Annotated in this window: 9 protein-coding genes; 2 read left to right on the forward strand and 7 right to left on the reverse strand. The window is 38.4% G+C overall.

The genetic code is table 11. The features are described 5' to 3' along the window. Position 1 precedes the first annotated feature (1 nt). Complete coding sequence (locus Q4534_RS07500; protein ID WP_303612545.1) at positions 2–1,768, reverse strand: GDSL-type esterase/lipase family protein; 1,767 nt, start codon at positions 1,766–1,768, stop codon at positions 2–4. Positions 1,769–1,967: 199 nt separating this feature from the next. On the opposite strand from Q4534_RS07500, the gene Q4534_RS07505 reads away from it, so the two are divergent. Continuing rightward, entirely contained in the window at positions 1,968–4,103 is a 2,136-nt protein-coding gene (locus Q4534_RS07505) for a hypothetical protein (protein ID WP_303612546.1), read from the forward strand. 264 nt (positions 4,104–4,367) lie between these two features. On the opposite strand, the gene Q4534_RS07510 is transcribed toward Q4534_RS07505, so the two are convergent. The 5 genes from Q4534_RS07510 to mtaB form a co-directional block, all read right to left on the reverse strand. Beyond that, positions 4,368–5,075 carry a DUF1080 domain-containing protein gene (locus tag Q4534_RS07510; protein ID WP_303612547.1) on the reverse strand — a complete coding sequence of 236 codons (708 nt, stop codon included), beginning with the start codon at positions 5,073–5,075 and terminating at the stop codon, positions 4,368–4,370. A gap of 24 nt (positions 5,076–5,099) precedes the next feature. Beyond that, the gene (locus tag Q4534_RS07515; protein WP_303612548.1) at positions 5,100–6,488 is read right to left on the reverse strand and encodes a neutral/alkaline non-lysosomal ceramidase N-terminal domain-containing protein; all 1,389 of its coding nucleotides are present in this window, start codon (positions 6,486–6,488) and stop codon (positions 5,100–5,102) included. Positions 6,489–6,515: 27 nt separating this feature from the next. Beyond that, positions 6,516–7,133 carry a ThuA domain-containing protein gene (locus Q4534_RS07520; protein WP_303612549.1) on the reverse strand — a complete coding sequence of 206 codons (618 nt, stop codon included), beginning with the start codon at positions 7,131–7,133 and terminating at the stop codon, positions 6,516–6,518. A 62-nt stretch (positions 7,134–7,195) separates the two neighbouring features. Then, a complete protein-coding gene (locus Q4534_RS07525) occupies positions 7,196–8,581 on the reverse strand; it encodes a BNR-4 repeat-containing protein (protein ID WP_303612550.1) in 1,386 nt (461 codons plus the stop codon). A gap of 134 nt (positions 8,582–8,715) precedes the next feature. Continuing rightward, positions 8,716–10,035, reverse strand: a complete 1,320-nt coding sequence (mtaB, locus tag Q4534_RS07530) for a tRNA (N(6)-L-threonylcarbamoyladenosine(37)-C(2))-methylthiotransferase MtaB (protein ID WP_303612551.1) — start codon at positions 10,033–10,035, stop codon at positions 8,716–8,718. A 233-nt stretch (positions 10,036–10,268) separates the two neighbouring features. Here mtaB and Q4534_RS07535 point away from each other — a divergent pair, with 233 nt between their 5' ends. Continuing rightward, the gene (locus Q4534_RS07535) at positions 10,269–12,431 is read left to right on the forward strand and encodes a glutamine synthetase III (RefSeq protein ID WP_303612552.1); all 2,163 of its coding nucleotides are present in this window, start codon (positions 10,269–10,271) and stop codon (positions 12,429–12,431) included. A 155-nt stretch (positions 12,432–12,586) separates the two neighbouring features. On the opposite strand, the gene Q4534_RS07540 is transcribed toward Q4534_RS07535, so the two are convergent. Beyond that, positions 12,587–13,057, reverse strand: coding sequence for a hypothetical protein (locus tag Q4534_RS07540; RefSeq protein ID WP_303612553.1), 471 nt, complete (start codon positions 13,055–13,057; stop codon positions 12,587–12,589). Between the last annotated feature and the right edge of the window lie 36 nt (positions 13,058–13,093).

Genomic DNA, 13,093 nt, shown 5'->3' on the forward strand with positions numbered 1-13,093 from the left:
GCTAGTATTTCAAGAAATATTCAAAGAAATTGTAAATGATTGCATTGGATTCCGGGTTGGGGGAGTGTTCCGGTCGATTACTCATCCCTACACGGTCCTTGTAATCATACAATTTATTTGCCTTGATGCTTTGGTTCAATGGAACCCATCGATGCTCCCCGTCCTCTTCTCCTCCGGAGACTAAAAAAGGGCGGGGAGCCATTAATACATGAAGTTCGTGAAGATCTCTGTTGTCTTTCAAGAGTTGAAGGTAGGTACCCCTCGCAGGGTTTGCTGCATTAGGTACACCTCTCTCCCTTCTAGGCCTAGGATGATAGCCTAAGTACCAAGGTTCCCAGTAATTGATATTCGGTCTTTTTTGATCGAAAACAATTCCGGGATCTGACCAGGCTGCTGCTGCAAAATTCTCGAATAAACAAGAAGCAAACATGGCCCATTTTCCTCCATAGCTATGTCCCATTATTCCAATTTTTTCCTTATTAACTTCCGGTAGACCGGCAAGCAAATGCCAGGCATTCGCTGCTGCATAGGCCAGTAAAGAAAGAGGTTCAACAGTGGCACTGTCTATATGTGGATGATAAAGAGAGTACGTTTTGTTCTCAGAAGTTTCGGTGGTGCCAATAGATAGGGTTACAAATCCACGTTTGGCCAATTGTAAAGCGAAATCTCTCTCTTCTTTGCCTTCTCCTATCGCTGTTTCCGGTTCATAATATACAGTTACTACTGCCGGTAGATTATTGGCTTGATAAGGAACCAATAGATATCCTTGGGTCATTTGACCCGGTACCCACTCGAAACGAATCTTTTTTTGAATATAATCCGCTTTGTTAATAGAAGATAGCACCTCATAATTTGGGTTTTCAATTAATTCAGGCCATTCTCCCATATATTCATGCCAAGCATTAAGGATTTCTTGTCTTCGTTTCTTCCAGTCTTCCAAGGAAGTAACCTTTGACTTATCGTCAAAAATAAATGGATCCTTAAACGTTCCTCTTTCTTCCTTATATTTATCTGGGACGGCAAAATAGGGAGCAATTTTTTGCCAGGTCACCAATTTTTCAAAGTGGTATTGAATGCTTTCACCCTTTTCATTACCAGAAGAAATTCTATTTTCCGTAATAGCATCGCTCAAAAATAATACAGTTAATTTTTTATCCAGCTTCTTATTGTTTTCTAGGTATTGATAGGCCTGCCTGGCAGCAATTCGATTGGCTATATTGGGGCTTAAGGCTTTATCTGAATTTAAATTTGAGCCAGGTGTGCTTTTATTGTTAGCATAGACTGATTTTATATCAATCCATTTGATTTTGTTTGCTTTAGCAAGGCTTTGAATAATAGCATTCGCCTTGTTTAATTGGTATTGCTGCGAAGCCCTGAAATCAGGTAAATTAAAACCATTATTGTCCGTACTTAAGGGGGGAAGGTTGAATAGTACCGTCTCTATGCCGCTCTGTTTTAATCTTGAAATAATTTTCTGATAGCTAGATTTAAAACGGTGCTCAGCTTGGGGTTTATGAAACTGAGCCATATCATTTTTCCCTGCCATAATAAAAACTACATCGGGATTAATGGTTAACAGGTCGTCTTTGTCTATTTCTTGCGAAATATGCAATAAGTGCTTTCCATAGGTTTCTATCGTGTGAATTTCTCGTGCTGCTATAGGACCATTTTTCGATGAAGTGGAGTCATTGTTAATTCCAGCTTGAGCCGACAATATGGCTAAATAAAAGAAAGAAAACAGTAGAAAACCTTGGTAATTGATCCGCATTTTTTCAAAAATATCAGTTTGTTTAAAGATAAGAATTTCATTGTGAATATTTGGTTGAACACCCTATTTTTCCGAGGTCATTTATTATTCCGGATACCTAATATAACCGCTATAATTATTGTGTCTAATTTCAGATTAAGCTTGCTAATAAAAGGGTATTTCTTCTATATTGCGGTTTTTAGTGTAAAAAATTTATTTTATGTATAGACACTGGCTTTTTATAGTTTTATCAATCCTTATCACCTCTTGCACATCAGTCTCAAAAGAAAAGATTCACATTGTAGGATCCCAAAACACGGATCTGTTTCAATGGTTAAACGGGGAGGGCTATGACTTAGTGTTTCATAACGATATAATGCCGGCCGTTGAAGGGATGAATATCGGTGAAGCCTTATTGGTATTGTCTACCGAATACCCTAAGAATAGGGTAGCTATCCCCGATGCGTTTTTCTCTACGGTAGAAGAAAAAAACATTAAATATTTCATAGAGTACCCTGAAGATTTTGAAGGCTTGGAAAGCAATGGGGAAGTTTTGAAGACCAGGCTTGAAAGGGCTGTAGTGGTTTCAGATCAATTTGGAAATGGTCTTCCTCCCATGAAAATATTGGGCATCAATGATTGTCATGTTATTACTTCAGAGGTAAATGATCCCTTGGTGGTAGTCGCTAAGGTCGCAGGACTTGACAGTGCTGTCTATGGATTGGAAGGGGTTCCTGCTTACCCCTTATTGTATAAAAAAGACCAAGGCTTTATTGCCCTAAGTAAATTGTCGGATTTTGCTAAGGGAAGGTTTGGACCTGAAGCGCAATGGCAGGCTTTGTGGTCTTATATAATAAATGAAATTACGCTTCAAGATAAGCAATTCAGTTTTGATACTTGGCCTCGGGTGGTAGAACCTTCTTTTGATGCCTCCGAAAATATAACCCGTAAGGATAAAATTAATTCAGTTAAAAAAGGGGTGGATTGGTTTGAAAAAGGAAAGTTTTACATCGCCGAAGATTGGAAAGATTACTGGTTAAAATACCAAGGTGATGGTACAAATCCCATTGGTCCTCCGGTTCCTGAAGATTTTCAGTCAGGAGATGGGACAGAGGGATTATTGGAGGGGCATTCTTCGAATATCTTTTACGATGGTACACAGCAATATCGCTATTGGATAAGGGCGGATGTCCAAGGGGAGGGGGCCTATGCACTTGCTGCTGCAGCCAGCTTACTAGACGATCCAGCATACAATTTACCGGCAGAAAATTTGATTGAATTCTTGTACAGGGAAAACCTTACCACAGGACCACGGAGCGATCCGGATTCAGCAGCCTATGGGTTGATAGGCTGGTCTAATACCCATCCTTTTGTATACTATGGTGATGACAATGCCAGGGCCATCCTTGGCGTGATAGGCGCAATGGCCCATATGCAAAAAGAGGCTTGGAATGATGAAATGATTGCGGGTATAATGGCAAATTTCAGAACTACCGGAAAAAATGGTTTTAGAGGTAGTCGTTTAAACAATACCAACCTACAACGCTTGGGCTGGAAGCATTATTGGAACCAAGAGACAATTAATCCTGCCCCTCATTTTGAATCTTGGATGTGGGCGATTTATTTGTGGCTTTATGATAAAACTGGATATGAGCCTTTGCTTGCCAAGTCTAAAAAAGCAATAGAAATAATGATGGACAAATATCCTGAGGAGTGGCATTGGACCAATGGGATCCAACAGGAAAGGGCTAGAATGATTTTACCCTTGGCATGGTTGGTGAAAGTTGAAGATACCCCTGAACATCGTGAGTGGTTGGACAGAATTGTAAGTAAGCTTTTGGAGAACCAGGTAGAGAGTGGGGCCATCATGGAGGAATTGGGAGGAGCAGATAAAGGTAAATATGGCAGGACAGCCTCAAACCAAGAATATGGCTTGCACGAAGCACCTTTGATATTTGAAAATGGAGATCCAATAGCTGACATGTTGTATACCAGCAATTTTGCTTTCTTTAGCCTTAATGAAGCAGCTCATGCTACCGGGAATCCTGTTTACTTTGAGGCACTGGAGAAATTATCTGACTTCTTAACTAGGATTCAAGTAAAAAGTAAGACGATAAAAGATCTTGATGGGGCTTGGTTTAGAGCTTTTGATTATGAGAGATGGGAATACTGGGCTTCAAATGCCGATGCAGGATGGGGTGCATGGGGAACCCTTACGGGGTGGACGCAAAGCTGGATTGTTGCCACACAAGTATTGGTGTTGCAAGATCAAAGTTATTGGGATTTGACCAAGACTTCTAAAATCGCTGATACCTTCGAGCAAAAATCTTCTTTGATGTTGGAAGAGTATAAATAAAACTTCGAGGGAAAGAATGGCCTATTACAGTATAAGAGCAAGCTATTAAAGCAATACTTAAAGTGGAAAAGGCATTATCGGCCTGAATCTAGAAAGAAAGCCTTTGATGGAAACCTAGGCTTGACATATCTGTCATAAGCCGTTTTTATTTAAGGAAGGAATTGTATTAAAATGCCAATTGCTGATTTAAATACAGTTTCTGTACTTAATCAGCAATTGGTAAATTAATTGTTTCAGATACCCATTAGTAAGGTACTTTCTTTCCTATAACTTTTTGATTTTAATGTTTCGAAAAAAGACTTTATCTCCATGGTCTGTTATCAAGATGTGTCCTTCTTTTAGCTCCCCATATTTATTGTCATCTTTAAACTTATTTTCTGATTTTTTCTTCAAGTAATCTTTATTTCCTCGGGTGTAACTCACTAATTTTTTCCCATTTAAATAATGACTTACCTTTTTTCCTTTGGCTACAATCTTGCCCTGGTTCCATGAGCCATGGGGCTTTAATTCTTTGTTTTTTGGTGGATAGAAAAGGTAAGCAGCTCCTGTTGAAGTTGTTCCATTGGGATCATCTTTAACTCCTTCATAATTGTAGTCATCAATGATCTGATATTCAGGACCATTGACCATCATCTTCCCGGTTTTTTCATTGTAAATGGTGTCTACAAAATATTTTATACCACTATTGGCACTTTCTGTAAAGTTGAATTCAAAAACCAGTTCAAAGTCACTGTATTTTTCCTTTGTGATAATATCTCCCCCTCCTTTACCTTCCATAAAAAGCATTCCATCTTCAATTTTCCAACCTTCTACGGGAGAGCCAGGTGCATTTTTTGGACACCATTTCTCCAAGGATTTCCCGTCAAACAAAACTTCATAAGAGTTGGATTGGGCAAATAAGTCCAATGAAAGGGAGCTACTTAAAAGTAATGCGACAATTACAGCGATAATTTTCTGATTTGTTTTCTTCATGGGGTCTACTGAAAAAGGTTTGATTTATTTTATTGGTTGAATGGCTAATTTTGCAGCCAACTTATCAAAGGCTGTAAGAATTTGTTCTTCTAAGCCTGGCTTCCATTTACTAGGTAGTCCATAAACCATTTGAGCAGTGTGGCCTTCATATCCCCCTTCTTTGAGGATGATTTCAGTAGGGATATAACTCATAACATCATTGGTATAAGTCATTACAAAAATGTCAGGTCCATACTTTTCTTTCAGGCGATTGGCATAACCTACAGTTACCTCACCCCCCATGGTGAAAAGGGCTTGATTGCCTATTTTAATTACCTGAAGGGGAAAAGGGTAGGCAGAAGGAAGCGGGTTTCCCGCTTCTATTTCTCCTAATGTTCTTATTGCCCACCTTTTCATATAGCCGCTTTGCTCACTGATGATTTTATTAAGTTCGGCCTTGCTAGGTGGAGCTTCCAATCCCAAATCTATTTCTGTATAAGCACTTTTTAGAGATGGATCTAAAGGTTTCATATCCTCTGAAAGCACTCTTTCGACGGTTGCTGCCAAGACTGTCCCATATTGTTTGGCCAGGGGTAAGGTTCTTCTTGGCAGTGGGTTTTGATCTCCTCCGGCGCCTTGGAAAAACATGGCCATCGCCCCTGGGTAATTCTTTTCCACTACTTCTTGGGCATAGCCGGGATAGTCTCCCGACCACTGGTAACCGCTAAGAACTGTTGGGTGACAGGCGTAACCAAACAGGACTGTAGTAATTTGGCCTTTGTCATCCATCACCTTAAGTACAGGAACGGCATGGTCCATAGGCCCTTTAAGATCTGTAGATAAATGTACTTCACTCTCTTTATTGTTTCTTCTATTGACTTGAAAGCGCGCCGTTCCATTATTGGAAAATATTTGAGAAGGTTTCATGTTTGAAAGCGCCTTGCCAATACTTGCTACGATATCGTTTTGCAGTTGATCTGTATATTGCGCTACATCCTTGCGTTGCTGACCATTCATGGGATAAATATCAAACAAGGATTTCCCAAGAACAGGAGCGGAATGGGTATGGCTGCTGTTCAATACAATCTGTGATTTTTCAAGTCCATATTTGTTGTTTGCAGCATTTCTAATTCCATCAGAGAGGTTTTTTGGTAGACCCAACAAATCAGAGGTTACAATCACAGTTTGGTATCCCTGGGCATCTTCCATGGCCAGTACTTTTACCCAGAGGTCTCCATATTTGCCTTCTGCTGTATGGTCTCTATGTCCATAACCGGCCATCCATAGTGAAGAGGAAGGGGTGATGTTGATTTTATCTGTTCCCGTTTTCCAACCGATTTTTTTCTGTGCTTTGGTTTGATAACCCAAGGCAAGAAATAAAAACAGTAAAGAGGTGATTAAAATAGGTTGGTAAGTTAAAATGAAGCTTTTCATATGCGAATGGATAAGTTTGTACTTGGCTTATTTTATATTGAGTGTCCAGTCTATTGCGTTTACTAGCATTTGGTTAAAATTGGGGTGTACAAAGTCAGTAGGATATCCCAGAGAAGTATAGAAAACACTGGAATCCCCATATTTCCTCGTATAGGCTATTGGCATGGTCTTACCATCAGAGGTTCCACTAAGTATTACTTTGGCTTTTTTATCCAGGCTATTTTCCATGAGATAGAGATTACCCTGACTTTGCCATTCACTTTGAGTTATGCCTTTCAATATTCCTTTTCCGACCTTCTTTTCTGCCTTTATATGAGTCGCTGCTCTTGCCGCTCCATAGCCCTTGTTTTCATGTCCCAATACTTCGGGTACAAATTCCCACCAATCTTCATATCCGGAAGGAATGTTCTCTTCAGTTACCGAAAAAGCATGATTGGCTGTTCTTATACCTAAGATGGGTTTTCCTTCAGCAATATGGTTTTTGATCAGTTGCATTTGTTCAGAGGAAAGCGCCACTCTCCGCAGGAAAAGGACCAGAAGGTCACAGTCCATATTTTTTTCCAATCCGGGTAGCCTGAATGCTTTTCTTTCTCCCTCTCCTAGAATTACTTTGGTCTCAAATCCATTTTCCTTGGCTAGTTTCATAGCAAAATAAGGAATAGTAAGATCTGCTTCGTAATTGTTTGGATCCTTGCTGATCAAAAATGTTATCTTCTTGTTTTTTTTCTCTTCAACCTTTTTTTTTTCTGCTTGATGACTTTACCATATACCTTCAACTGGTAATCCTTATAAGTAGTATACCTTCCGGTCAACCACAATACTATTTCTCGCTTGTCATCGGCTAAAACGATAGGCCTGATATTATTTTCTTTTGAATTAAAGGTGACCGGAGTAAATTCCCAAGGGCTATTTTCATTTAACCTTTCTCCTCTAAAAATTTCGTATCTTCTTTCTCCATCCACAAGTAGGGGTTCACCTGATACTGGGTGAACATCTGCAGAGAAATAAAGGATGTTTTTGTCTTTAGGGTTTAGACTTATTAAGCCTGTGTATTCATTCTCATCCGGATACAATCGACTGCCGGCGTAGGCAATTTCATCTTCTATCCACTTACCATTTTCCCAGCGTGCATAATGATACCTATTGTCAAATCCTCCTTTTGAAACATTAACCCTTTCACCTCTTGTTACCGGATCTTTGGCCACTGTAAATACGAAATAAGGTTCACCGTTTTCATCCAGTTGGATGTCGCTGGTCCAGCCTACATCTTCTCTTGTTTCAAGATCTCCATCGAAGACTAAAGTAAAATCTGATGGTTGGAACTTGCTGTTCTCGGTGGTACTTAGTGGGCCTACGAGTGTTCCATCCGATCTATAAGCCTTTCCATTCTCCACATATCCATGATAAATGTTGTTGTTCATATGCCTCGGATGGCCATCAGTGGTAATGAAGTGTATGCGGTTTTTTCCATCTGAGGCATACCTTAAATAAGACCTTCCGGGAAATTCAAATAGCCTTCCACCAAAAGTCCATGTATCACCAAAATCTTCGGAAACCATATAATGGGGGTTGTTTCCATTACCTCTAAAGAAATTATAGGTAATGTCTGCCTCCTCAAGATAATAGGTGTTGGAATAACAAACTTTTGCATTGGCAGTAAAGACTTTCTCTTCAGTCCACTCACTGATATCATAAGGGTTGATGGTGGTTCTGTGTCTTACAAAGGGATCATAAGTGTGGCCCGAGTAGACGGTTAGTATTTTACCGTCCGGCCTGAGCATAAGTGAACCCACATTGTGGTCATCTGCAGGAAGCGAACCTTCGGTAATGATTGTGGTTGCTGAACTATTGTCATCTAAATTCCACTCATTGACCGTGTTATAACCTTGGGAAGTAACTCCGGTAAAGATAACCTTATTGTCAATTAATAATGCCCTTTCATCCTGAAACCAGCACCAGCTTCCATCATCAGCTATTTTTACCGCTTGGTAAGGGTCAAAGTCTTTCTTTTTGGTTTTCTGAGAAAAAGAATAATTGATTTGTAGCAAAAGTACAAGTGCTGTAAAGAGAAGCTTTCTAGAATGGATGATCATTTTATTAAATTGGATTAGGGATTAAATCTTTCTAAAAACCAATTTAACGCATGAAATTCATTCTAGCACTATAAAAATTATAAAATTAAAGATTAGACGGATTATCGGTTGATTAACGTTACCAATTTATTTTTCTAATGGTGAATTTCTTCAATTTCAGGTTCCAAAACATCCATACTTCCCTTCTCATTGATGCCGATTAAAGTCACTTTTTTGAGTTCGTTGATCAAAAGCGGATCGTATTTTGCACTTACCCTTATATAGTTTTCTGTAAAGCCAAACATTTTGCCATCTTCAACATCTCCTTCAAATAAGACAGTGTATGTTCTGCCAATGTTTTCTTCATAAAAAGCTCTTTTTTTCTTTTCAGAAAGTATCCTCAACATTTTAGACCTTTTATTTCTAGTTTTCATAGGGATTGCATCTTCCATTTCTGCAGCCCTTGTATTGGCGCGCTCAGAATAGGTAAATACATGCAGGTAGGAAATAGGGAGCTCTTTTAAGAATTCATAGGTTTCAAGAAATAATGCTTCTGTTTCTCCGGGAAAGCCTACAATAACATCTACTCCAATACAGCAATGAGGCATTAGCGTTTTGATTTTACTGACGCGATCTTCGTACAATTCCCTCAAATACCTTCTCCCCATTTTTCTTAAGATGGTGTTGCTTCCGGATTGCAATGGCACATGGAAGTGAGGGACAAAATGTTTAGATTGAGAAACAAAAGTTATGGCTTCATTGGTCAGAAGGTTTGGCTCTATGGATGAAATCCGAAACCTATCAATTCCGGAAACTTGGTCTAAGGCCTGAATCAGGTCAATAAATTTTTCTTTTCTTTTTCCATTCTGAATACCATAATCCCCGATATTAACTCCTGTAATTACGATTTCTTTAACGTCGGTTACAGCGATTTCATTGGCTGCTGCCACTATATTAGATATGGTGTCACTACGGCTTTTACCCCTTGCCAATGGAATAGTACAAAAGGCACAACCATAATTGCATCCATCTTGTACTTTTAAGAAAGTCCTGGTTCGATCATGTATGCTATAGGCATTATTAAATTCATCAGCCTTTGCAATGGAAGAGGCGTATACCTTGGCTTCCTGCCCTACAGAAAAATCGTCAAGTAGTTCTATCAGCCGAAACTTTTCCGCAGCTCCTAAAACTGCATCAACCCCGGGGATCGTGGCGATTTCTTGTGGTTTGAGCTGAGCATAGCATCCTATAATGGCAATGAACCCATTGGGAGATATTTTCTTAGCTTCCTTGACGATCTTCTTACACTTTTTGTCAGCATTTTCCGTTACTGAACAGGTGTTGATGATGAAAATGTCGGGAGATTCTTCAAAGCCAACCTTCAAATAGCCCTTTTTTTCAAACATACGGCTGATAGTGGAGGTTTCTGCATAATTTAATTTGCAACCGAGGGTATAGAATGCTACTTTTTTCAAACTTTTGATTTCTTTTATTTCAGTGCAAATTTAGTGAATATCATTGAGTTTTCCATTTTTGCAATAAATTTGGCGGAAATGAAAAAAAACACTAGTTCTGATGGATATTTCAGGCACGTTTGTTGTCAATAATGTAAAAATTACTAAAATCACCTCTAAAAATGACCATAATAGAGAAAAACTCATTTATTTTTCTAATTTTGTAATTAGTTTTTAAACCATAAACTATACAAATGGCAACATTAAGACAAAAAGCGTTAATGAAAGTGCAAGGCAGATCTAAGGTCAATGCAGTAGCACCTTCTTTAAAAATTTCTGATTATTTCGGATCTCATGTATTTGGCTTAAAAGAAATGCAGGAAACCTTAGCTAGTCCTGTATTTAAAAAAGTCAAAACCGCGATTGAAAAAGGAACAAAAATTGATATGTCCACTGCAGATGAAATCGCTACTGCAGTTAAAGGATGGGCCATGTCTAAAGGAGCAACGCACTATACGCACTGGTTTCAACCATTAACGGGATCAACTGCGGAGAAGCATGATACTTTTTTCGACGCAATGTCTGGAATGGAGAGATTCAAAGGTAGTACCTTGGTACAACAAGAGCCTGATGCTTCTTCTTTTCCAAATGGTGGAATAAGGACGACTTTTGAAGCACGTGGTTATACAGCTTGGGATCCAAGCTCACCGATCTTCATATTTGATCAAACCCTTTGCATCCCTACTATATTTGTTTCTTATACAGGTGAAGCCCTGGATTTTAAAACTCCTCTTATCAGGTCTACAGAAGCCATCAATTCAGCGGCTGTAGAGATTTGTCAACTTTTTGACAGAAATGTCAAAAAAGTGAACCCTTCATTAGGTGTAGAACAAGAATATTTTGTTGTAGACAGAGCGCTTTATGCAACACGTCCTGACCTTGTAATGGCTGGAAGATCAGTTTTTGGTCACAACCCTGCAAGAGGTCAGCAATTAGATGATCATTACTTCGGATCTATTCCTTCTCGAGTTAAGGAATACATGAAAGACTTTGAAATTGAGGCCTTGAAATTAGGGATTCCTGTTTCTACACGTCACAATGAAGTAGCACCTGGACAGTTTGAAGTAGCCCCATTATTTGAAGATATCAATAAAGCTACTGACCATAACCTACTACTGATGGAAGTTATGGAAAAAGTGGCTGAGAAGCATGGTCTTAAAGTCCTTTTCCATGAGAAACCATTTGCAGGATTGAATGGTAGTGGTAAACACAACAACTGGTCTTTGATTACTGATACAGGTGTCAACCTCTTCCAACCTAGTAATTCCGCTAGAGAAAATCTTCAATTCTTATGCTTTTTGGTAGCAACGATCAAAGCTGTATACGAAAATGCTGATTTGCTTAGAGCAAGCATTGCTTCTGCAGGAAACGATTTTAGACTAGGTGCCAATGAGGCTCCTCCAGCTATAATTTCTATTTTCTTAGGTAGTACCCTTACCAGTATTCTTGATGAATTAGAGAAAAATGGTAACCTGAAAATTGAAAAAGGAGACAATATGTACATGAAATTGGGAATTTCTAAAATTCCTGAAATCATACTTGACAATACAGATAGAAACAGAACTTCTCCATTTGCTTTCACAGGTAATAAATTTGAATTTAGAGCTGTAGGTTCTACTGCAAATCCTGCAGGACCAATGACAGCTTTGAATGTGATTGTTGCTGATGTTCTTCAGGATATGAAGAAAGATATTGATAAGGAAATTAGTGGTGGTAAAGAAAAGAAACTTGCCATTGTTAATGTACTTAGAAAATACATTAAGGATAGTAAAAAAGTACGTTTCGAAGGTGATGGTTACTCTGAAGAGTGGGCCAATGAAGCTGAGAAAAGAGGACTTTCTAACCTTAAGAGTACAGCTGAAGCACTTGATGTACTAATCTCTAAGAAGGTTACTGAGCTTTACGGCAAACATAAAGTATTGAATGAAAGAGAATTGCATGCAAGACATGAGATTCGTTTGGAAAACTATATAATGAAAGTTCAAATCGAATCTCGTGTGATGGGAGATTTGGCCTTGAACCATATTATTCCAACAGCCATTCTTTACCAAAACAAGCTGATTACGAATGCCAATGGTTTGAAAGGCTTAGGATTGGATAATTCTGCAGCCATAGAAACAATTGAGGAAATATCTAGACATATTGAATCACTTAAGGCTGATGTCGGTAATATGATTGAAGCAAGGAAAAGGGTTAATAAAGAAGAGGATATTGCTATTAAAGCGAAACTTTATAGCTCTGATGTAAAAGAAACCTTCTTTGATAAAATCAGATATGCGGTCGACAAGCTTGAATTGTTAGTGGATGATGAATCATGGCCACTAGTAAAATACAGAGAAATGTTATTTCTAAAATAGAAATAAACCTATCTAAAAATCAAAAAGCCCGATTTATTCGGGCTTTTTTTATACCTATTACTCCATAATAATTTATTCTGAGTATTCAGTTCTAGGGAAGCATTAGAAGATGAACTTCCTAAGGTGTTATTTAGTAATACAGCAAGGTTTTAAGCCTAATACTGGAAGAGAGGGATGTACCAAGAAATAAATTTGTCTTCCATTTCAGTGAGACATTCCTTATTCCGGTCAATTTTAAGTTTCCTTTTAATGGTGGTTGCCAATTCATTAAAGTCTATGGAATAATTCTCGGGATCATTTTCCGAAATGAAATAAAGGTTTTGAATGGTGCCTGAAATGTCTATGTACACCCTTGCCTGAATTTTTATGTTTCTAAAAAGGATTTGGGTATCCTCATCAAAATAATTTGAAATATGACTAAAATTTAATTCGTTACTAAGGTTAGTTGTCGAACATTCTAGACTCATACCCTCAGTATCTATTCTCGTGAAATCGATAGCATAGGGCGTAATAATAAAAGCATTGTTGGTTTTTAAAACCTGATACCCACTACTTACCTGACCTTGGGTAAGTAAGGGGCAGATTGAAAAAACAATGCTAAGAATTAAAATAGAAAACCTATTCATACAATGACTTCATTTAATGCACAAATTTCGCAAATA

Source organism: Cyclobacterium sp. 1_MG-2023, from assembly GCF_030546805.1.
Taxonomy (GTDB): Bacteria; Bacteroidota; Bacteroidia; order Cytophagales; family Cyclobacteriaceae; genus Cyclobacterium.